An 18,236-nucleotide genomic window follows, 5' to 3' on the forward strand; every position below is an offset into this window, starting at 1 on the left:
TGCCTCCCTTTTCTAGGGGTTTTGCTTACTTATTTATAGCGGTAGGTAATACGACCGCGGGTCAAGTCGTATGGCGACAGTTCGACAGTTACTTTATCCCCCGGCAGGATACGAATAAAGTGCATGCGGATTTTTCCGGAGACGTGAGCAAGGATCTTGTGTCCATTCTCTAATTCTACCCGAAACATAGCATTAGGCAAAGGCTCGATTACCGTACCTTCCACCTCAATTACATCATCTTTTGCCATGGTAAACTCTCCTTTCTTCTGCTCTTCAGTCGGACCATGAGTTTTGCGAAATGATCACACAACGAACTTATCGTCGACACGTTGGACGACAATCCCGAAATGATTCGAAACTCCCGTTTTATGTCCGTGTAAAAATCTCATAGCCATCTTCCGTAATCGCGATGGTGTGTTCAAAATGAGCACAAGTTTTCCGATCCAATGTTACTACCGTCCAATTGTCCTCCAATGTGCGGACATAACGTTCGCCGGCATTCACCATTGGCTCAATTGCCAACACCATGCCTGGTTTTAACCGTGGACCTCGATCAGGAGGGCCGTAGTTAGGAACCTGCGGATCTTCGTGCAAGTTTTGCCCAATCCCATGCCCCACATACTCGCGAACGAGTGTGAAGCCGGCAGCTTCTGCATGAATCTGAATCGCATGAGAGATATCAGACAGTCGTGCACCCGGTACAGCTTTTTCAAGCCCCTTGAACAACGACTCTTCCGTTACTCGCAAGAGATTCTGATTTTCTGTTGAAATCTTGCCGACTGGATACGTCCAAGCGGAGTCGCCATGGTAACCCTTAAACTGGGCACCGATGTCGAGGCTGATGATGTCTCCTTCTTGCAACGCCCGTTGTCCTGGGATCCCGTGTACGAGTTCTTCATTGACTGAAGCACAGATACTTCCTGGAAAGCCACCGTAGCCTTTAAAAGATGGAATTGCTCCCATGCTGCGGATAAAGGTCTCGGCTATTTCGTCTAGCTGCTTCGTCGTGACACCAGGCTTGATCGCCTTGGCCAGTTCTTGATGGGTGAGTGCGACAATACGACCAGCTTCGCGCATAACCTCAAGTTCTGCTTTCGACTTTAGGATAATCATTCGCAATTACCCTCTTAGCAAAGACTTAATTTCCGCAAACACTACCTGGATATCTTGTTCCCCATTGATATCTCGCAGGAGCTCCTGAGCGGAGTAGTAATTGATGAGCGGCTCAGTCTGAGCGATGTTGACGTCAAGTCGTTGTGCTACCACTTCCGGCTTATCGTCTTCGCGCTGATACAGCTTACCACCATCTTTGTCACACACGCCAGCCTCTTTTGGAGGATTGAACATCGTGTGATAGCTAGCTCCACAAACAGGGCAGATCCAGCGACCGGTCAGACGTTCAATCAGTTGTTCACGACGAACGTTGATATTAATCACATGATCAATCTCGCGTCCCAGCTCTTTTACAGTAGCTGTCAACGCTTCCGCCTGAGGAACGGTGCGAGGGAAACCATCTAACAGGAATCCTTTTTCGCAATCATCCATCGACAGGCGCTCCCGCACAATCCCGATGACAACCTCATCGGGAACCAGCAAGCCTTTATCCATATAGGACTTAGCTTCTAGTCCGAGCGGCGTTTCGTTCTTGACCGCCGCTCTGAACATATCGCCAGTCGAAATGTGCGGAATGTCAAACTCTTCTACGATTCGTTCTGCCTGAGTCCCTTTGCCGGCTCCAGGCAGTCCCATCAGAATTATATTCACGTTCATTCCCTCCGTCCCATAAAGAAAAGCTACAGAGGCTTTTCTGTAAAAACCTAGGTATTACTTGATGAACCCTTGGTAGTGACGTTTGATCATTTGGCTTTCGATCTGCTTCATCGTATCAAGGGCAACCCCGATCACGATCAACAGCGAAGTACCACCGATGTAAATCGACTGTGGCAAGTTAGCCAACTTGCTGAAGAAGAACGGCAAGATGGAGATCGCCATCAGGAACAACGCACCAGCCAATGTTAAGCGGTTCAACGTACGAGTAATGTACACCTCAGTGTTTTTACCAGGTCGAATACCAGGAATGTAACCGCCATTTTTCCTCATGTTCTCCGCCATTTGTACAGGATTGATCTGAACAAAGGTGTAGAAGTAGGTAAACCCGATAATCAGCACTGCATAGAGCAGCATTCCCAAACCTGCACTCGGCTGGAAGTTTTCATAAATCCAGTTGGCAATACCTGTTCTGGATTGATCTACCCAGAATTGAGCAATTGTTGACGGGAAAATGACGAGCGAGATCGCAAAGATAACAGGAATCACACCAGCAGAGTTGATTTTCAGTGGAATGTGGGTAGATTGACCACCGTACATTTTACGTCCAACCACTCTCTTAGCATATTGAACTGGAATCTTACGAATACCTTGCTGCATAAAGATAACCCCGACAATAATGGCGAGGATCACCAGCAGGATGATCACAACTTTGACGATGCTGAAGAAGATGTTCTGAGAAGGATCAGCAAATTGTGTAGAGTAAATCGTCGTAATACCGGTTGGAATGTTAGCGACGATACCCGCCACGATCAGGATCGAGATCCCGTTACCAATACCCTTTTCAGTAATCTGTTCCCCCATCCACATCATGAACGCGGTTCCGGCCGTCAGTGTCAACGCAATGAGTGCATAACTGCCAACAGATGTATCGTTGAGCAAGCCAGGCGCCATATTATTGAAGCCAAACGTCATCCCTACAGACTGAATCAAACCAAGAATGATTGTAAAGTAGCGAGTAACCGTAGCAATCTTGCGGCGGCCAACCTCTCCTTCACGTGCCCATTGCGTCAGCTTAGGCACAACATCCATGGACAACAGCTGCATGATAATCGAAGCCGTAATGTACGGCATGATACCCATGGCAAAAATCGAGAAGTTATGCAGTGCCCCTCCGGAGAAGGTGTTCAACAATCCCAACAAGTGGCTTGTGTTCTGCTGAAACAACTCGACATTTACGTTAGGAACTGGCACGAAGCTTCCGATCCTAAAGACCACCAGCATCATGAGTGTAAACAGGATCTTGCGACGTAAATCGCCAATCCTAAAAATGTTAGTTAAGGACGCTAACATTAGATCACCTCGGTTGTTCCACCGACTTGTGCGATCTTCTCAGCAGCAGATCCGGAGAACTTGTGAGCTTTTACAGTCAGCTTCACTGTCAGTTCACCGTTAGCAAGAACCTTAACACCGTCGCGCAGCGCGCTGATAACACCTGTTTCTTTCAACAACTCAGGTGTCACTACAGTGCCCTCTTCGAAACGGTTCAGCGCGTCCAGGCTAACAATCGCAAATTCTTTGCGGCTGATGTTAGTGAAACCACGCTTAGGCAGACGACGGTACAATGGGTTTTGACCACCCTCGAAACCAGGACGTACACCGCCGCCGGAACGAGCTTTTTGACCTTTGTGACCTTTACCGGCAGTTTTGCCAGTTCCGCTACCAATACCGCGACCGAGGCGCTTACGAGTGTGACGGGATCCTTCTGCAGGTTGCAGTTCATGCAATTTCATACGTTGCACCTCCTAACTAATTGAGATGTGTGGTTATGCTTCTAATTCTTTAACTTCGACCAAGTGCTTCACTTTGAAAACCATACCGCGGATCGCAGCGTTATCTTCTTTCACTACGGTAGAGTTCAATTTGCGAAGACCCAGAGCTTTTACAGTGTCTTGTTGATCGACAGTGCGTCCGATCAAGCTGCGTTTGAGGGTGATTTGCAATTTTGCCATGTTCATTCCCTCCTTATTAACCCAACAACTCGTCAACAGTCTTACCGCGCAATTTCGCGACATCTTCCGCTGTTTTCAGACGGCCGAGGCCTTCCAGCGTAGCGTTGACCATGTTGATAGGATTGTTGGAACCAAGAGACTTACTCAAGATATCGCCTACACCAGCCAGTTCGAGAACGGCACGAACAGGTCCACCGGCGATAACACCTGTACCCGCAGAAGCAGGCTTCAGGAGAACCTTACCTGCACCGAATTGGCACATAACTTCGTGCGGAACAGTCGTTCCTCTCATCGGTACACGGATCAATTTTTTCTTAGCGTCGTCAATCGCTTTGCGAATGGCGTCTGGAACTTCTTGAGCTTTACCCATACCAGCACCTACATGGCCGTTACGGTCACCCACAACAACCAGGGCGCTGAAGCTCATGCGACGTCCACCTTTAACCGTTTTAGCTACGCGGTTAACTGCGACTACTTTTTCTTCGAGCTCTAATTTGCTAGGGTCGATACGCATTCCTTACCCTCCTTGTTGTTAGAATTGCAGACCAGCTTCACGAGCTGCTTCTGCCAGTGCTTTAATACGTCCATGATAGATGTATCCACCGCGGTCAAAAATCACTTCAGTCGCACCTTTTTCTTGTGCACGCTTAGCGATCAGTGTGCCAACAGCTGTAGCAGCTTCCACGTTAGCGCCATTTTTCAGGCCCAGCTCTTTATCCAAAGAAGATGCAGATACCAGTGTTACGCCAGTTGCATCATCGATCAATTGAGCGTAGATGTGCTTAGAAGAACGGAATACGTTCAGACGCGGGCGAATGGTAGAACCAATCACGCGTTTGCGAATACGCAGGTGACGTTTTTTCCGAGCTTTGTTTTTATCAGCTTTCGTAAACATTAAGCGGCCTCCTTTCTCATGAAGCTAGAAGCTTATTTACCTTTTTTACCTTCTTTACGACGAACCACTTCATCACTGTACTTGATACCTTTACCTTTATAAGGCTCAGGTTTACGAAGTGCACGGATTTCAGCAGCAATTTGGCCTACGCGCTCTTTGTTGATCCCTTTAACCACCAGAGTGGTTTGGTTTGGTACGTCGATTTCAATACCCGCTTCTGGATTAACTTCCACTGGGTGGGAGAAACCAAGAGAGAGAGTAATGCCGTTGCCAGTTTTGGCAGCACGGTAACCTACACCGACCAATTCCAGGGTACGAGTGAAGCCTTCAGATACGCCTTTTACCATGTTGGCAACCAGCGCACGAGTCGTACCGTGCAGGGAACGGTGAAGTTTATTATCGCTTGGACGCTCTACTACTACTTCGTTATCAGCGATGTTAATTTTGATATCTTCATGAAAGCTACGAACGAGTTGACCCTTAGGGCCCTTTACCGTCAGCTCAGTTCCGTTCAGAGTGAGGGTAACGCCTGCAGGTACCACGATCGGTTTTCTACCGACACGAGACATGTGGTGCACCTCCTGTGCTATTTACAATCTGTGAATTACCAAACGTATGCAAGTACTTCTCCACCAACAGCTGCTTGACGAGCTTGCTTGTCAGTCATTACGCCAGTGGATGTAGAGATGATCGCGCAACCGAGGCCACCCAATACCTTAGGTACTTCAGTGTTTTTTGCATATACACGAAGACCTGGCTTGGAGATACGTTTCAGACCTGTGATTACACGCTCGTTGTTCGCACCATATTTCAAGAATACACGGATGATGCCTTGTTTGTTGTCTTCAACAAACTCAGCGTCGCGGATAAAGCCTTCTTCTTTCAGAATGCGCGCGATTTCCTTCTTGATGGTGGACGCCGGGATTTCCACTTTCTCGTGGCGAACCATGTTGGCGTTACGGATGCGAGTCAACATATCTGCAATTGGATCAGTCATAACCATGAGAGAAAACCTCCTTCCCGTTTCAAATTACCAGCTTGCTTTTTTCACGCCTGGAATTTGACCTTTATAAGCAAGTTCACGGAAGCAAATACGGCAGAGTTTGAATTTGCGCAATACGGAGTGAGGACGTCCGCAACGCTCGCAACGAGTGTACGCGCGTACTGCAAACTTCGGCTGCCGCTGTTGCTTGATGATCATAGATTTCTTTGCCACATTCTTCCCTCCTTACGAGTGGGTTTATTTACGGAATGGCATACCCATTTGAGTCAGCAACTCACGAGCTTCCTCATCCGTTTTCGCGGAAGTAACAATTACGATGTCCATACCGCGTACTTTGTCAATTTTATCGTACTCGATCTCAGGGAAGATCAGTTGTTCCTTCAGACCAAGTGTGTAGTTACCGCGACCGTCAAATGCCTTGGAAGAGATTCCACGGAAGTCACGAACACGCGGAAGAGATACGTTCATCAACTTGTCGAGGAAGTGGTACATACGCTCGCCGCGCAGAGTAATCTTCGCACCGATCGGCATACCTTCACGCAATTTGAAACCTGCGATAGATTTCTTTGCGCGAGTTACTACAGGCTTTTGACCAGCAATCAGAGCCAAGTCTTCGACTGCAGTATCCAAGGCTTTAGCGTTAGCAACAGCTTCGCCAACACCCATGTTGATGATGATCTTTTCTACTTTCGGCACTTGCATGATGGAAGAGTAGTTAAACTTGCTCATCAAGCCAGGCACGATTTCATTTGAATACTTTTCTTTCAATCTTGTTGCCATCTAGGACATCCTCCTTTCCAACCTGACTACTTATCGAGTACTTCGCCAGACTTTTTCGCGTACCGAACTTTCTTGCCGTTATCCAAAACTTTGTAACCGATGCGAGTAGCTTTTCCGGACTTCGGATCGATCAAAGATACGTTGGATACGTGGATAGCTGCTTCTTGAGTCACAATGCCACCTTGCGGGTTAGCTTGGGACGGACGGCTGTGTTTCTTCACGAGGTTGATACCTTCAACCAGAACGCGTTCTTTCTTTGGATAAGCAGCGAGAACGCGACCTTTTTTGCCTTTATCTTTGCCCGCATTTACGATAACAGTGTCGCCTTTTTTAACGTGCATCGCTTGGTGCACCTCCTATCGAACAAACTGCCTGAGTTTTGCCGTTCAATTAGATAACCTCTGGAGCCAGAGAGATGATCTTCATGAAATCCTTGTCGCGGAGCTCACGAGCCACAGGTCCAAAGATACGGGTACCACGAGGGGACTTATCTTCTTTGATAACTACAGCTGCATTTTCATCGAAACGGATGTAAGAACCATCCTGACGACGAACGCCGCTTACTGTGCGTACTACAACCGCTTTAACTACTTGACCTTTCTTGACAACGCCGCCGGGTGTAGCGGATTTAACGGAGCACACAATAACATCCCCGATGTTCGCCGTTTTGCGACCGGAACCACCCAGAACCTTGATGCACATGAGTTCCTTAGCACCGGAGTTGTCAGCAACAGCCAATCTCGTCTGAGTTTGGATCATTTACTGTTCCTCCTTTCGGAATTAATATCCGAAAATCTGACTTATACGATTACTGCCTCTTCGACGATACGCACCAAGCGGAAACGCTTGTCTTTAGACAATGGGCGAGTTTCCATAATTTCTACGATATCGCCCACTTTTGCCGTGTTGTTCTCGTCATGAGCCTTGAACTTTTTGGAGAATTTCATGCGTTTACCGTACAATGGGTGTGTCTTGTAAGTTTCAACAAGAACAACAATGGTCTTATCCATCTTGTCGGAAACGACGCGACCTACAACGGTTCGACGCATATTGCGATCTGCGGTCATCGTTCAAACCTCCTTCCTTTAATTAGCCGATTCCCAATTCTCTCTGGCGCAGGATGGTTTTCGCACGTGCAATATCCTTACGCACTTGTTTAATACGAGATGTGGTTTCGAGTTGACCCGTAGCCAGCTGGAAACGAAGGTTGAACAATTCTTCTTTCAAAGAAGTAACGTTTTGTTCGATCTCGGCAGTGGTCAAGTTACGGTACTCATTAGCCTTCATGTGCGTCACCACCCACTTCTTCACGCTTCACGAACTTGCACTTGATAGGCAGTTTGTGCATAGCCAGACGCATAGCTTCGCGAGCGACTTCTTCAGGAACACCAGCAAGTTCAAACATGATCTTGCCTGGCTTCACTACCGCTACCCATTTCTCAGGAGAACCTTTACCGGAACCCATCCGTACTTCGAGCGGTTTTTGTGTTACTGGTTTATCAGGGAAAATTTTAATCCATACTTTCCCACCACGTTTGATGTAACGAGTCATCGCAATACGAGCTGCCTCGATTTGACGGTTCGTTACCCAAGATGGTTCAACTGCTTGCAATCCGTATTCACCGAACGCAACAGTGGTACCGCCTTTTGCGTTACCTGCCATTTTCCCGCGGTGTTGTTTACGGTGTTTCACGCGTTTTGGCGTCAACATGATTACTTGCCTCCTTCCTCAGTAGCGACGTTCTTTCTCGCCGGAAGGACTTCTCCACGATAGATCCACACTTTTACACCGATGCGACCATAAGTGGTATGTGCTTCAGCAGTACCGTAGTCGATGTCAGCGCGCAATGTGTGAAGCGGAACAGTACCTTCGCTGTAACCTTCAGAACGTGCGATGTCCGCGCCGCCAAGACGACCGCTTACCAAGGTTTTGATACCTTTAGCACCTGAGCGCAGCGAACGAGTGATCGATTGCTTTTGCGCACGGCGAAAAGAAATGCGGTTTTCCAATTGGCGTGCAATATTTTCAGCTACCAGAGTAGCATCCAGATCCGGACGTTTTACTTCGTTGATATTGATATGAACGCGTTTGCCAGTCAGTTCAGTCAAGGATTTGCGCAGAGTTTCAACCTCTGCCCCACCTTTACCAATTACCATACCAGGCTTAGCGGTGTGAATCGTAACGTTCACGCGATTAGCTGCGCGTTCGATTTCGATAGTAGATACAGCAGCATCTTTCAGACGCCCTTTTACATACTTGCGGATTTTCAAGTCTTCGTGCAACAGAGTTGCGAAGTCCTTGTCAGCGTACCATTTGGACTCCCAGTCACGAATGACACCGATCCGAAGACCTACCGGGCTTACCTTTTGACCCACACGTAATCCCTCCTTATTTCTCGTTTAGTACCACAGTGATGTGGCTCGTGCGTTTATGGATGCGGCTAGCGCGACCCATAGCGCGCGGACGGAAACGCTTCAACGTTGGACCTTGGTCTACGAAGATTTTGCTCACTACCAGGCTGTTTGGATCCAGCTCATAGTTGTGCTCAGCGTTTGCAATAGCCGATTTCAGGAGCTTTTCAACAACTGGAGAAGCTGCTTTTGGCGTGTGTTTCAAGATCGCCAATGCTTCACCTACTTGCTTGCCTCGAATCAAGTCAACCACCAGGCGGACTTTACGAGACGCGATGCGGATATTTCGAGCAACTGCTTTTGCTTCCATCTTTGTACCTCCTCTCTGTCAAGAGAAAATTAGCGCTTCTTGGATTTCTTGTCGTTGTCGACGTGACCCTTGAAGGTACGAGTTGGTGCGAATTCACCCAATTTATGACCAACCATGTCTTCCGATACGTAAACTGGTACATGTTTGCGGCCATCATAAACTGCAAACGTGTGTCCTACGAAATCAGGAAAAATGGTGGAACGGCGAGACCATGTTTTGATCACGCGTTTCTCGTTCTTTTCATTTTGCTCGTCAACTTTTTTCATCAAGTGGTCATCCACGAAAGGACCCTTTTTTAAGCTACGTCCCATTAGTGAACCTCCCTTCGCCAAAGGCGTTCGGTTATTGTATCAGCCTACCTTACTTCTTGCGGCGGCGGATGATGTACTGGTCGGACTTGTTCTTCTTCTTGCGAGTCTTGAGACCCAGAGTTGGTTTACCCCAAGGAGTAACAGGTGCCTTACGACCGATTGGAGCGCGACCTTCACCACCACCGTGTGGGTGATCGTTAGGGTTCATTACGCTACCACGAACTGTCGGGCGAATACCCAACCAACGGGAACGTCCTGCTTTACCAATGTTCAGCAGTTCGTGATCTTGGTTACCTACTTGACCGATGGTAGCACGGCATACGTTATGAATGCGGCGTGTTTCACCAGAAGAAAGACGTACGATTACGAACTCTCCATCACGACCAAGCAATTGAGCGGAAGTACCAGCTGCACGAACCAGTTGGCCACCTTTACCAGGCTTCAGCTCGATGTTGTGGATGGTTGTACCTACCGGGATTTTCTCCAAAGGCAGAGCGTTACCGATTTTGATGTCGGCATCTGCACCGGATACGATCTCGTCGCCCACTTTCAGGTTGTGTGGAGCGATGATGTAACGTTTTTCACCGTCAACATAGTTGATCAGTGCGATGTTAGCGGAACGGTTTGGATCGTATTCAATGGTAGCTACGCGACCTACGATGCCGTCTTTGTTACGCTTAAAGTCGATAATACGGTATTTACGTTTATGACCGCCACCTTGATGACGAACGGTGATTCTACCTTGGTTGTTGCGACCAGCTTTTTTGGAAAGAGGTGCGAGCAAGGATTTTTCGGGAGTCGACGTGGTGATCTCCTCGAAAGTAGAAACCGTCATTTGGCGACGACCAGGAGAAGTCGGTTTAAACTTTTTGATACCCATGTTAATACCCTCCTTTTCGGTAGTCGTCGAGGTTATACTCCCTCGTAGAAGGCCAAGTCTTTGCTGTCATCAGTCAGCTTAACGATCGCTTTCTTCCACTCAGATGTGTAACCGGAGTATTTTCCGTAGCGTTTTGGTTTTGCAGGAACACGAACGGTGTTAACTGCTTCTACTTTTACGCCAAATACTTTTTCAACAGCTTGTTTGATTTCTGTCTTGTTGGCTTTGAGAGGTACTTCGAAAACGTACTTTTTCTCAGCCATCATGTCAGTGGTGCGCTCGGTAATGACAGGGCGTTTAAGGACATCATGAAGGCTCTTCATTAGGCGAGCACCTCCTCTACTTTCGCAATCGCTTCTTTCGTCACGATTACTTTGTCATGCGCTACCAGATCAAGAACGTTAATGCCTGCAGCATCTACGATTTTTGCACCTGGGATGTTACGGGAAGCGAGCGCTACGTTTTGGTCGTACTCGGAAGTTACGATCAGAACTTTACGATCTACTTTGAAGCTGCTGAGTACAGCAGTCATTTCCTTGGTTTTAGGAGCTGCGATGTTCAGAGCTTCCAATACCAAGAATTCATTGTTTTGTACTTTCGTGGAGAGTGCAGATTTCAGTGCCAAACGACGAACTTTACGGTTCAGTTTGTAACCGTATTTGCGCGGAGTTGGACCGAATACAACACCGCCACCTTTCCATTGCGGAGAGCGAATGGAACCTTGGCGTGCACGACCTGTACCTTTTTGGCGCCATGGCTTGCGGCCACCACCACGTACTTCAGAACGGTTCTTTACATCATGTGTACCTTGACGTTGGGATGCTTGTTGCATCACGATCGCATCGTACAGTGCAGCGTTGTTAGGTTCAATCCCAAATACGCTATCTGCCAATTCGATTTCGCCAACTTGAGAACCGGTTTGGTTATAAAGAGCTACTTTCGGCATGTCAGTTCCTCCTTTCCTTACTAGTTCTTCTTGACTGCCGTGGAAACGAGTACGCAACCGTTTTTCGGACCAGGCACGGAGCCTTTAACGAGAATCAGGTTACGTTCTGCCACTACTTTCACTACTTCCAGGTTTTGGATAGTAACGTTGTCGCCACCCATTTGACCTGGCAGGCTTTGGCCTTTGAATACGCGTCCTGGATCAACTGCACCCATAGAACCTGGGCCGCGATGGTAGCGCGAACCGTGAGCCATTGGACCGCGGGATTGATTGTGACGTTTGATCGCACCTTGGAAACCTTTACCCTTGGATACGCCAGCTACGTCAACGACGTCTCCCTCAGCAAAAATATCAGCCTTCAACTCTTGACCAACCTCAAAGTCAGCGAGGTTTACTCCGCGAATTTCGCGAACGAAGCGCTTAGGAGCAGTGTTTGCTTTTGCTGCATGGCCTTTTTCCGGCTTGTTAGCGCGCTGTTCTTTTTTGTCTTCGAAGCCGATTTGAATCGCTTCGTAACCGTCATTCTCCAGGTCTTTCTTTTGGAGAACTACGTTAGAACCAGCCTCGATGACCGTTACAGCGATCGCTGTTCCGTTCGGACCAAAAACTTGAGTCATTCCAAGTTTTTTCCCTAAGATTCCTTTGGTCATTTGTGCCACCTCCTGTGCTCATTTCAGTAAAACGTTTTATGTTGTATCAAGTCCCCATCGATGCGCAGGGGTGCCATTTTAAGGGTTTGTTGCTTGGTGTAACACGCTTATCAAGACAACGTCTGCGCGTGTATCGCTTTTTGGGACCTTACAGCTTGATCTCGATGTCCACACCAGATGGCAGATCCAGACGCATCAAAGCATCTACTGTTTGTGGTGTTGGATTCAAGATATCGATCAAACGCTTATGTGTACGCATCTCGAATTGCTCACGAGAATCTTTGTACTTATGAACCGCACGCAGGATCGTATAAACTGCTTTCTCAGTAGGAAGCGGGATTGGACCGGATACATTTGCACCGGAACGCTTCGCAGTGTCCACGATTTTCTCTGCGGACTGATCGAGGATTTTGTGATCATACGCCTTCAAACGAATACGAATCTTTTGCTTTGCCATTGAAGTCCCTCCTTTTTCGCCCATTTTCTAAACAGACATTTCTCCGTGGAAATATCCTGCACCCCGGTCATGGCAAAGGGCCCGGGTGTGTCAGCAACCTCCCACATCATCGCAAGTCCATGACCAACATTCAATATTGTACTAAAAAATTCTGGGCAACGCAAGCTATTTCTTAGGTTCCCACACATTTTTTTATACAAAGCAAGCCGTGTTTCTAGGCTCACCTTGAACATCATACTGATTTCTTACCAGAAAGGCAAGCGGGATTCCCTACCAACTTCCTTGCAACGCTATATATAATAGAAGGAAAACGTTATACTAGGGTAGTGGAATGTTCTCAAAAAGGAGGCTACTTGTGATGTCCGAGTCGATTCGTACTCCCTACGAAATGATTGGCGGTGCAGATACACTGGCCCGTCTTGTCGATAAATTTTATGACTTAGTCAAACAACACCCCGATCTTGCTCCCCTCTTTCCCGAGGATTTCACTGAGGTGAAAGAAAGGCAGTATCAGTTTTTAACCCAGTTTCTTGGTGGCCCTACCTTATATACGGATCAACATGGTCATCCCATGCTTCGCGCTCGTCACATGCGCTTTCCAATTGGCGTGACGCAAGCAGAAGCGTGGCTCGGGTGTATGAAAGAAGCCATGGATCAGACTGGGCTCGAAGGAGAGCTGCGGCAACAGATTTTCGACCGATTGAGGCTTACCGCCCATCACATGGTCAATCAATGGGAACAAAAAGAAGAAGCGTAGGGATAACCCCCTACGCTTTTGTTGTGACTTCCGAAGTACCAGACGCAGATACTGATTTTGGCAGTGTACGTGATCCCAAATATACGCCGCCTACAATCATCAAAAGTGAGACGGCGTGAACAAGCTGCAGTCGCTCTCCTAAAAACAAAGCTGCAAATAACAGACTCGCCATCGGCATTCCATTCAAGAAAATGGCTGTTCTGCTCGCTCCTAATTGACGAATACCAAAGTTCCATCCAATTGTTCCGAGTGCTGTGGAAAGCGCGCCTGAAACAAAGATGACCAGCCATTGAAAAGCTGAAACATCCAGTTCGAAATAATAGGAAGCAGGATTCATCGTTAAAGCGGTCACCCACAAAAACACGACCCCAAATATTTGGGATAAAGCCGTAACTAATAATACCGGCACTCCTCGCACTACCAATTTACGTATGAGCAGGCCACCTGTCACATACATCAGCATGGAGAAAAACATAATGACATCTCCCCAGCCGTTCATATTTATTCCCCCATACTGCGAAACGACAACGATCAGAACACCTGCAAAACCGATTCCGATGCCAATCCCTTTTCTCCACGACATGCCCTCACCTAAAAGCAACATCGCAAGTAAAGCGGTAGCAAGTGGATTCAACGCTAAAATAAGTGACGCATTACCTGCTGTTGTATACTGGACCCCCGTTGCCATCGTAATTTGATGAAGCGCAATGGAGCTTGCCCCTACACCTGCCAGCAACAACCAATCCATTTTACTGAACTTCAGGTTTTTTCGATACATATATACAATTGGCGCAAGACATGCTCCGGCAACCGTCATCCGGATCACTGCAACGTAAATAGAGGGAAACGTTGTCAGATATTTAACCATGACCACATTCAATCCCCATAACATCACAACCCCAGCTAGCATCAAGTACATCAAACGCTCATTCATTTTCATTCTTATAATATCCCCCATCCAAACCTGATGGTATTGTAGCACATCCTCAGACGGTGCTTATTGAATCATTTTGATGGGAGCCATTCATAAATTCGATGATGGACGATAAGAAAACAGAAAAAACCCGACAACAAAATGCTGTCGGGTTTTGTACATGAATCCGAATCGATTAAGATTCGATGGAAGCTACAACGCCAGCGCCTACAGTACGGCCACCTTCGCGGATCGCGAAGCGAGTACCTTGTTCCATCGCTACTGGAGCGATCAGTTCAACGGTAAACTCAGTGTTATCGCCAGGCATGATCATTTCAACGCCTTCTGGCAGTTGGATGATACCTGTAACGTCAGTTGTACGGAAGTAGAATTGTGGACGGTAGTTAGCAAAGAAAGGAGTGTGACGTCCGCCTTCTTCTTTGGACAGAACGTAAACTTCTGCTTTGAACTTTGTGTAAGGCTTAACGGAACCTGGTTTCGCCAAGCATTGTCCACGCTCGATGTCTTTACGTTCAACACCGCGCAACAGAGCACCAATGTTGTCACCAGCTTGAGCGGAATCCAGCAATTTGCGGAACATCTCAACACCAGTTACAGTAGTAGTTTTTGTTTCTTCAGCAAGACCAATGATTTCTACTTGCTCACCAACTTTAACAACACCGCGTTCTACACGTCCAGTAGCAACAGTACCACGACCAGTGATCGTGAACACATCCTCTACAGGCATCAGGAACGGTTTGTCAGTTGCGCGCTCAGGAGTTGGGATATAAGTGTCAACAGCTTCCATCAACTCAACAATTTTAGCAGCCCACTCACCAGTTGGGTTATCCAAAGCTTCTTTAGCAGAACCTTTAATTACTGGAGTGTCGTCACCTGGGAACTCATATTGAGACAACAGGTCACGGATTTCCATTTCAACCAGTTCCAACAACTCTTCATCGTCTACCATGTCGCATTTGTTCATGAATACTACGATGTAAGGTACGCCTACTTGTTTGGAGAGCAGGATGTGCTCGCGAGTTTGTGGCATAGGGCCATCAGCTGCGGAAACAACCAGGATAGCGCCGTCCATTTGAGCAGCACCGGTAATCATGTTTTTCACATAGTCCGCGTGACCAGGGCAGTCAACGTGAGCGTAGTGACGGTTGTCAGTTTCATACTCAACGTGAGCAGTGTTGATTGTGATACCGCGCTCTTTTTCTTCAGGAGCAGCATCGATAGAAGCATAGTTCATTGCTTGTGCTTGACCTGATTGTGCCAAAACAGTAGTGATAGCAGCAGTCAGGGTAGTTTTACCATGGTCAACGTGACCGATAGTACCAATGTTTACGTGCGGTTTATTCCGCTCAAATTTCGCTTTTGCCATGAGAGAAAAGCCTCCTTAAAGATAAGGGTTATATTAGAGAAAGAAAGGTTTACCCTACTAATGGTTGTCCCTTTACTATTGTAAACCTTTCTCCTTTGAAGATAAAGCCAGCAGCAACGATTAATCGCCCTTGGATTTCTTGATGATCTCTTCGGAGATGAATTTTGGTACCTCTTCGTAGTGATCGATCTCCATGGAGTAGTTACCACGACCTTGGGTACGGGAACGAAGAATTGTGGAGTATCCGAACATCTCGGACAGTGGTACCATCGCACGAATCGCTTGTGCATTTGCACGAGCTTCCATACCTTCGATACGACCACGACGGGAGTTCAGGTCACCCATTACATCGCCCATGTACTCTTCAGGCATGATTACTTCTACTTTCATGATTGGCTCAAGGAGAACAGCACCACATTTTTTCGCAGCTTCTTTCAAAGCGAGAGAACCTGCTACTTTAAATGCCATCTCAGAGGAGTCAACGTCATGGTAGCTACCGTCAACGATAGTAGCTTTGATATCTACCAGCGGGAAGCCGGCGATAACACCATTTTTCATTGATTCTTCGATACCCGCTTGAACAGCAGGGATGTATTCTCTTGGAACCACACCACCGACGATTTTGTTTTCAAACTGGAATCCAGCACCTGCTTCGAGTGGAGCGAACTCTACCCAAACGTGACCGAATTGACCACGACCACCGGACTGACGGACGAATTTACCTTCCACTTTAGCTGCTGTACGGAATGTTTCACGGTAAGCAACTTGTGGAGCACCTACGTTCGCTTCCACTTTGAACTCACGTCTCATACGGTCAACGATGATTTCCAGGTGAAGCTCACCCATACCGGAGATGATCGTTTGACCTGTTTCTTCATCCGTACGCGTTCTGAACGTAGGGTCTTCTTCAGCCAATTTGGACAGGGCAATACCCATCTTGTCTTGGTCTGCTTTGGACTTAGGCTCGATCGCAACGGAGATAACTGGTTCTGGGAATGTCATGGACTCCAGAATTACCGGAGACTTTTCATCACACAGTGTATCGCCAGTTGTTGTATCTTTCAAACCTACTGCAGCAGCGATATCACCGGAGTAAACCGTTTGGATCTCTTCACGGTGGTTTGCGTGCATTTGCAGGATGCGTCCTACACGCTCACGCTTGCCTTTAGTAGAGTTGAGTACATAAGAACCAGCATTCAATACACCAGAATACACACGGAAAAAGGTCAGTCGACCAACGTACGGGTCAGTCATGATCTTGAAAGCAAGAGCAGAGAACGGACCATTGTCGTCAGCTGGACGAGATACTTCATCTTCAGTATCTGGTAAAGTACCTTTGATCGCCGGAATGTCAACTGGCGATGGCAGGAAGGTTACTACGTTATCCAGCATAGGTTGAACGCCTTTGTTACGGTAAGAAGAACCGCACATTACTGGAACGAGTTTAACATCGATAGTACCTCTACGCAGAGCTGTACGAATTTCATCGTTAGTCAACTCTTCGCCTTCGAGGTACTTCATCATCAGTTCTTCATCTTGTTCTGCAGCCGCTTCAACCAATTGGAGACGCAGTTCTTCGCATCTTTCTTTCAGGTCAGCAGGAATTTCAACAGAGTCAGATGTTTTACCCAGGTCATCAGTATAGATGATTGCCTTCATCTCGATGAGGTCAACCATTCCTTTGAACTGATCTTCAGCACCAATTGGGTATTGAACTGCTACCGGGTTAGCTCCAAGACGAGTGCGGATTTGCTCCAAGCACATGTCGAAGTTAGCACCGATGATGTCCATTTTGTTGATGTAGCAAACACGCGGAACACCGTATTTGTCAGCTTGACGCCATACGGTTTCAGTCTGTGGTTCTACACCACCCTTTGCGTCAAAAACGGTAACAGCACCGTCAAGAACGCGCAGGGAGCGCTCCACTTCTACAGTGAAGTCTACGTGACCAGGCGTATCGATGATGTTGATACGGTGGCCTTTCCATTGAGCAGTAGTAGCGGCGGAAGTGATCGTAATACCGCGCTCTTGTTCTTGCTCCATCCAGTCCATGGTAGCCGCACCTTCGTGTGTCTCACCAATTTTGTGAACGCGACCGGTGTAGAACAGAATACGCTCTGTGGTAGTCGTCTTACCAGCATCAATGTGAGCCATGATCCCGATATTACGCGTATTCGAGAGAGAGAACTCGCGAGCCATTAGGTATGCTCCTTCCATAACTCGTGTGTGAGAATATACGGGTATCCAAAAAGGATACCCATTTTAAAATCCTACCAGCGATAGTGAGCAAACGCTTTGTTCGCTTCAGCCATCTTGTGTGTGTCTTCACGCTTTTTAACTGCTGCACCAGTGTTGTTAGCAGCGTCCATGATCTCGTTAGCTAGACGTTGTTCCATGGTTTTCTCTCCACGGTTACGGGAGTAGTTAACCATCCAACGCAGACCAAGAGTGGTACGGCGCTCTGGTTTTACTTCGATTGGTACTTGGTAGTTAGCACCACCTACACGGCGAGCTTTTACTTCCAGTACTGGCATTACGTTTTTCAGTGCTTCTTCAAACACTTCCATCGGGTTGCGACCTGTGCGCTCCTGAATGATGTCAAATGCGTTGTAGAGAATGTTCTGAGCTACACCGCGCTTACCATCTAACATCAGGCGGTTAATCAAGCGAGTAACCAGCTTGCTGTTGTGAATAGGGTCAGGCAGCACGTCACGACGGGTTACAGGACCTTTACGAGGCATCGTATTCCCTCCTTC

General features: G+C 47.5%; 30 protein-coding genes. 1 reads left to right on the top strand and 29 read right to left on the bottom strand.

The window, feature by feature from the left end:
- Positions 1–29 precede the first annotated feature (29 nt).
- The 25 genes from infA to rpsJ form a co-directional block, all read right to left on the bottom strand.
- Positions 30–248, bottom strand: a complete 219-nt coding sequence (infA, locus tag ACIFQN_RS22955; RefSeq protein ID WP_023558720.1) for a translation initiation factor IF-1 — start codon at positions 246–248, stop codon at positions 30–32.
- 118 nt (positions 249–366) lie between these two features.
- Positions 367–1,113, bottom strand: a complete 747-nt coding sequence (gene map / locus ACIFQN_RS22960) for a type I methionyl aminopeptidase (RefSeq protein WP_429835372.1) — start codon at positions 1,111–1,113, stop codon at positions 367–369.
- Between the two features lie 6 nt (positions 1,114–1,119).
- On the bottom strand, positions 1,120–1,764 hold the full coding sequence (locus tag ACIFQN_RS22965; RefSeq protein ID WP_429835373.1) for an adenylate kinase: 645 nt from the start codon (positions 1,762–1,764) through the stop codon (positions 1,120–1,122).
- A 60-nt stretch (positions 1,765–1,824) separates the two neighbouring features.
- A complete protein-coding gene (gene secY / locus ACIFQN_RS22970; protein WP_429835374.1) occupies positions 1,825–3,120 on the bottom strand; it encodes a preprotein translocase subunit SecY in 1,296 nt (431 codons plus the stop codon).
- A complete protein-coding gene (gene rplO / locus ACIFQN_RS22975; protein WP_429835375.1) occupies positions 3,120–3,560 on the bottom strand; it encodes a 50S ribosomal protein L15 in 441 nt (146 codons plus the stop codon). The genes secY and rplO overlap by 1 nt, the downstream gene beginning before the upstream one ends.
- Before the next feature lie 33 nt (positions 3,561–3,593).
- Complete coding sequence (gene rpmD, locus ACIFQN_RS22980; RefSeq protein WP_429835376.1) at positions 3,594–3,779, bottom strand: 50S ribosomal protein L30; 186 nt, start codon at positions 3,777–3,779, stop codon at positions 3,594–3,596.
- 16 nt (positions 3,780–3,795) lie between these two features.
- Positions 3,796–4,293 (bottom strand): 30S ribosomal protein S5, encoded by a 498-nt coding sequence (rpsE, locus tag ACIFQN_RS22985; RefSeq protein WP_103110179.1) that lies wholly within the window; start codon positions 4,291–4,293, stop codon positions 3,796–3,798.
- Positions 4,294–4,311: 18 nt separating this feature from the next.
- Positions 4,312–4,674, bottom strand: coding sequence for a 50S ribosomal protein L18 (gene rplR, locus ACIFQN_RS22990; RefSeq protein WP_047074697.1), 363 nt, complete (start codon positions 4,672–4,674; stop codon positions 4,312–4,314).
- Between the two features lie 32 nt (positions 4,675–4,706).
- Positions 4,707–5,243, bottom strand: a complete 537-nt coding sequence (gene rplF, locus ACIFQN_RS22995; RefSeq protein ID WP_429835377.1) for a 50S ribosomal protein L6 — start codon at positions 5,241–5,243, stop codon at positions 4,707–4,709.
- A gap of 35 nt (positions 5,244–5,278) precedes the next feature.
- Positions 5,279–5,677: a 30S ribosomal protein S8 gene (gene rpsH, locus ACIFQN_RS23000; RefSeq protein ID WP_103110181.1), complete on the bottom strand. Its 399-nt coding sequence runs from the start codon at positions 5,675–5,677 to the stop codon at positions 5,279–5,281.
- Between the two features lie 27 nt (positions 5,678–5,704).
- Positions 5,705–5,890: a type Z 30S ribosomal protein S14 gene (locus ACIFQN_RS23005; RefSeq protein WP_005828830.1), complete on the bottom strand. Its 186-nt coding sequence runs from the start codon at positions 5,888–5,890 to the stop codon at positions 5,705–5,707.
- 24 nt (positions 5,891–5,914) lie between these two features.
- Entirely contained in the window at positions 5,915–6,457 is a 543-nt protein-coding gene (rplE, locus tag ACIFQN_RS23010) for a 50S ribosomal protein L5 (protein WP_103110182.1), read from the bottom strand.
- A 26-nt stretch (positions 6,458–6,483) separates the two neighbouring features.
- On the bottom strand, positions 6,484–6,798 hold the full coding sequence (rplX, locus tag ACIFQN_RS23015; RefSeq protein ID WP_007716253.1) for a 50S ribosomal protein L24: 315 nt from the start codon (positions 6,796–6,798) through the stop codon (positions 6,484–6,486).
- Between the two features lie 49 nt (positions 6,799–6,847).
- Positions 6,848–7,216 (bottom strand): 50S ribosomal protein L14, encoded by a 369-nt coding sequence (gene rplN, locus ACIFQN_RS23020; protein ID WP_005828835.1) that lies wholly within the window; start codon positions 7,214–7,216, stop codon positions 6,848–6,850.
- A gap of 41 nt (positions 7,217–7,257) precedes the next feature.
- Positions 7,258–7,524 carry a 30S ribosomal protein S17 gene (gene rpsQ / locus ACIFQN_RS23025; protein WP_012683989.1) on the bottom strand — a complete coding sequence of 89 codons (267 nt, stop codon included), beginning with the start codon at positions 7,522–7,524 and terminating at the stop codon, positions 7,258–7,260.
- A 22-nt stretch (positions 7,525–7,546) separates the two neighbouring features.
- A complete protein-coding gene (gene rpmC, locus ACIFQN_RS23030) occupies positions 7,547–7,744 on the bottom strand; it encodes a 50S ribosomal protein L29 (protein WP_055746215.1) in 198 nt (65 codons plus the stop codon).
- Complete coding sequence (gene rplP / locus ACIFQN_RS23035) at positions 7,734–8,168, bottom strand: 50S ribosomal protein L16 (RefSeq protein WP_049742233.1); 435 nt, start codon at positions 8,166–8,168, stop codon at positions 7,734–7,736. Before rplP ends, rpmC begins: the two co-directional genes overlap by 11 nt.
- Positions 8,169–8,170: 2 nt before the next feature.
- Complete coding sequence (gene rpsC / locus ACIFQN_RS23040) at positions 8,171–8,833, bottom strand: 30S ribosomal protein S3 (RefSeq protein WP_429835378.1); 663 nt, start codon at positions 8,831–8,833, stop codon at positions 8,171–8,173.
- Between the two features lie 13 nt (positions 8,834–8,846).
- Positions 8,847–9,179 (bottom strand): 50S ribosomal protein L22, encoded by a 333-nt coding sequence (gene rplV, locus ACIFQN_RS23045; protein WP_023558735.1) that lies wholly within the window; start codon positions 9,177–9,179, stop codon positions 8,847–8,849.
- Between the two features lie 29 nt (positions 9,180–9,208).
- Complete coding sequence (gene rpsS, locus ACIFQN_RS23050; RefSeq protein ID WP_007716246.1) at positions 9,209–9,490, bottom strand: 30S ribosomal protein S19; 282 nt, start codon at positions 9,488–9,490, stop codon at positions 9,209–9,211.
- 49 nt (positions 9,491–9,539) lie between these two features.
- Entirely contained in the window at positions 9,540–10,370 is an 831-nt protein-coding gene (gene rplB / locus ACIFQN_RS23055; RefSeq protein ID WP_429835379.1) for a 50S ribosomal protein L2, read from the bottom strand.
- A gap of 32 nt (positions 10,371–10,402) precedes the next feature.
- Complete coding sequence (gene rplW, locus ACIFQN_RS23060) at positions 10,403–10,693, bottom strand: 50S ribosomal protein L23 (protein WP_049742230.1); 291 nt, start codon at positions 10,691–10,693, stop codon at positions 10,403–10,405.
- Positions 10,693–11,316 (bottom strand): 50S ribosomal protein L4, encoded by a 624-nt coding sequence (gene rplD, locus ACIFQN_RS23065; protein WP_429835380.1) that lies wholly within the window; start codon positions 11,314–11,316, stop codon positions 10,693–10,695. Before rplD ends, rplW begins: the two co-directional genes overlap by 1 nt.
- Positions 11,317–11,336: 20 nt before the next feature.
- A complete protein-coding gene (rplC, locus tag ACIFQN_RS23070) occupies positions 11,337–11,966 on the bottom strand; it encodes a 50S ribosomal protein L3 (protein WP_429835381.1) in 630 nt (209 codons plus the stop codon).
- Between the two features lie 148 nt (positions 11,967–12,114).
- Positions 12,115–12,423 carry a 30S ribosomal protein S10 gene (rpsJ, locus tag ACIFQN_RS23075; protein ID WP_005828858.1) on the bottom strand — a complete coding sequence of 103 codons (309 nt, stop codon included), beginning with the start codon at positions 12,421–12,423 and terminating at the stop codon, positions 12,115–12,117.
- 358 nt (positions 12,424–12,781) lie between these two features.
- Between rpsJ and ACIFQN_RS23080 the strand changes: the two genes are divergently transcribed.
- A complete protein-coding gene (locus ACIFQN_RS23080; protein ID WP_429835382.1) occupies positions 12,782–13,180 on the top strand; it encodes a globin in 399 nt (132 codons plus the stop codon).
- A 10-nt stretch (positions 13,181–13,190) separates the two neighbouring features.
- Here ACIFQN_RS23080 and ACIFQN_RS23085 read toward each other — a convergent pair whose 3' ends face one another.
- From ACIFQN_RS23085 to rpsG, 4 genes are all read right to left on the bottom strand, one after another.
- Positions 13,191–14,120: a DMT family transporter gene (locus ACIFQN_RS23085; RefSeq protein ID WP_429835383.1), complete on the bottom strand. Its 930-nt coding sequence runs from the start codon at positions 14,118–14,120 to the stop codon at positions 13,191–13,193.
- Between the two features lie 169 nt (positions 14,121–14,289).
- Positions 14,290–15,480, bottom strand: a complete 1,191-nt coding sequence (tuf, locus tag ACIFQN_RS23090) for an elongation factor Tu (RefSeq protein WP_429835384.1) — start codon at positions 15,478–15,480, stop codon at positions 14,290–14,292.
- 120 nt (positions 15,481–15,600) lie between these two features.
- On the bottom strand, positions 15,601–17,679 hold the full coding sequence (gene fusA / locus ACIFQN_RS23095; RefSeq protein ID WP_429835385.1) for an elongation factor G: 2,079 nt from the start codon (positions 17,677–17,679) through the stop codon (positions 15,601–15,603).
- 71 nt (positions 17,680–17,750) lie between these two features.
- The gene (gene rpsG / locus ACIFQN_RS23100) at positions 17,751–18,221 is read right to left on the bottom strand and encodes a 30S ribosomal protein S7 (protein ID WP_007716226.1); all 471 of its coding nucleotides are present in this window, start codon (positions 18,219–18,221) and stop codon (positions 17,751–17,753) included.
- Between the last annotated feature and the right edge of the window lie 15 nt (positions 18,222–18,236).

This window comes from Brevibacillus sp. NRS-1366 (assembly GCF_050467985.1).

Excerpts from the sequence above, each read along its gene's own strand:
- ACIFQN_RS23085 (WP_429835383.1), bottom strand. The coding sequence starts at position 14,120 with ATGAAAATGAATGAGCGTTTGATGTACTTGATGCTAGCTGGGGTTGTG.
- fusA (WP_429835385.1), bottom strand. The coding sequence starts at position 17,679 with ATGGCTCGCGAGTTCTCTCTCTCGAATACGCGTAATATCGGGATCATG.
- secY (WP_429835374.1), bottom strand. The coding sequence starts at position 3,120 with ATGTTAGCGTCCTTAACTAACATTTTTAGGATTGGCGATTTACGTCGC.
- rplV (WP_023558735.1), bottom strand. The coding sequence starts at position 9,179 with ATGGAAGCAAAAGCAGTTGCTCGAAATATCCGCATCGCGTCTCGTAAA.
- rplN (WP_005828835.1), bottom strand. The coding sequence starts at position 7,216 with ATGATCCAAACTCAGACGAGATTGGCTGTTGCTGACAACTCCGGTGCT.
- rplF (WP_429835377.1), bottom strand. The coding sequence starts at position 5,243 with ATGTCTCGTGTCGGTAGAAAACCGATCGTGGTACCTGCAGGCGTTACC.
- rpsJ (WP_005828858.1), bottom strand. The coding sequence starts at position 12,423 with ATGGCAAAGCAAAAGATTCGTATTCGTTTGAAGGCGTATGATCACAAA.
- rpsG (WP_007716226.1), bottom strand. The coding sequence starts at position 18,221 with ATGCCTCGTAAAGGTCCTGTAACCCGTCGTGACGTGCTGCCTGACCCT.
- rplP (WP_049742233.1), bottom strand. The coding sequence starts at position 8,168 with ATGTTGACGCCAAAACGCGTGAAACACCGTAAACAACACCGCGGGAAA.
- rplX (WP_007716253.1), bottom strand. The coding sequence starts at position 6,798 with ATGCACGTTAAAAAAGGCGACACTGTTATCGTAAATGCGGGCAAAGAT.
- rplR (WP_047074697.1), bottom strand. The coding sequence starts at position 4,674 with ATGTTTACGAAAGCTGATAAAAACAAAGCTCGGAAAAAACGTCACCTG.
- rpsE (WP_103110179.1), bottom strand. The coding sequence starts at position 4,293 with ATGCGTATCGACCCTAGCAAATTAGAGCTCGAAGAAAAAGTAGTCGCA.
- rplO (WP_429835375.1), bottom strand. The coding sequence starts at position 3,560 with ATGAAATTGCATGAACTGCAACCTGCAGAAGGATCCCGTCACACTCGT.
- rplC (WP_429835381.1), bottom strand. The coding sequence starts at position 11,966 with ATGACCAAAGGAATCTTAGGGAAAAAACTTGGAATGACTCAAGTTTTT.
- map (WP_429835372.1), bottom strand. The coding sequence starts at position 1,113 with ATGATTATCCTAAAGTCGAAAGCAGAACTTGAGGTTATGCGCGAAGCT.
- rplE (WP_103110182.1), bottom strand. The coding sequence starts at position 6,457 with ATGGCAACAAGATTGAAAGAAAAGTATTCAAATGAAATCGTGCCTGGC.
- rplW (WP_049742230.1), bottom strand. The coding sequence starts at position 10,693 with ATGAAGAGCCTTCATGATGTCCTTAAACGCCCTGTCATTACCGAGCGC.
- rplB (WP_429835379.1), bottom strand. The coding sequence starts at position 10,370 with ATGGGTATCAAAAAGTTTAAACCGACTTCTCCTGGTCGTCGCCAAATG.
- rpmC (WP_055746215.1), bottom strand. The coding sequence starts at position 7,744 with ATGAAGGCTAATGAGTACCGTAACTTGACCACTGCCGAGATCGAACAA.
- rpsQ (WP_012683989.1), bottom strand. The coding sequence starts at position 7,524 with ATGACCGCAGATCGCAATATGCGTCGAACCGTTGTAGGTCGCGTCGTT.
- rpmD (WP_429835376.1), bottom strand. The coding sequence starts at position 3,779 with ATGGCAAAATTGCAAATCACCCTCAAACGCAGCTTGATCGGACGCACT.
- infA (WP_023558720.1), bottom strand. The coding sequence starts at position 248 with ATGGCAAAAGATGATGTAATTGAGGTGGAAGGTACGGTAATCGAGCCT.
- ACIFQN_RS23080 (WP_429835382.1), top strand. The coding sequence starts at position 12,782 with ATGTCCGAGTCGATTCGTACTCCCTACGAAATGATTGGCGGTGCAGAT.
- rpsS (WP_007716246.1), bottom strand. The coding sequence starts at position 9,490 with ATGGGACGTAGCTTAAAAAAGGGTCCTTTCGTGGATGACCACTTGATG.
- rplD (WP_429835380.1), bottom strand. The coding sequence starts at position 11,316 with ATGCCGAAAGTAGCTCTTTATAACCAAACCGGTTCTCAAGTTGGCGAA.
- tuf (WP_429835384.1), bottom strand. The coding sequence starts at position 15,480 with ATGGCAAAAGCGAAATTTGAGCGGAATAAACCGCACGTAAACATTGGT.
- rpsH (WP_103110181.1), bottom strand. The coding sequence starts at position 5,677 with ATGGTTATGACTGATCCAATTGCAGATATGTTGACTCGCATCCGTAAC.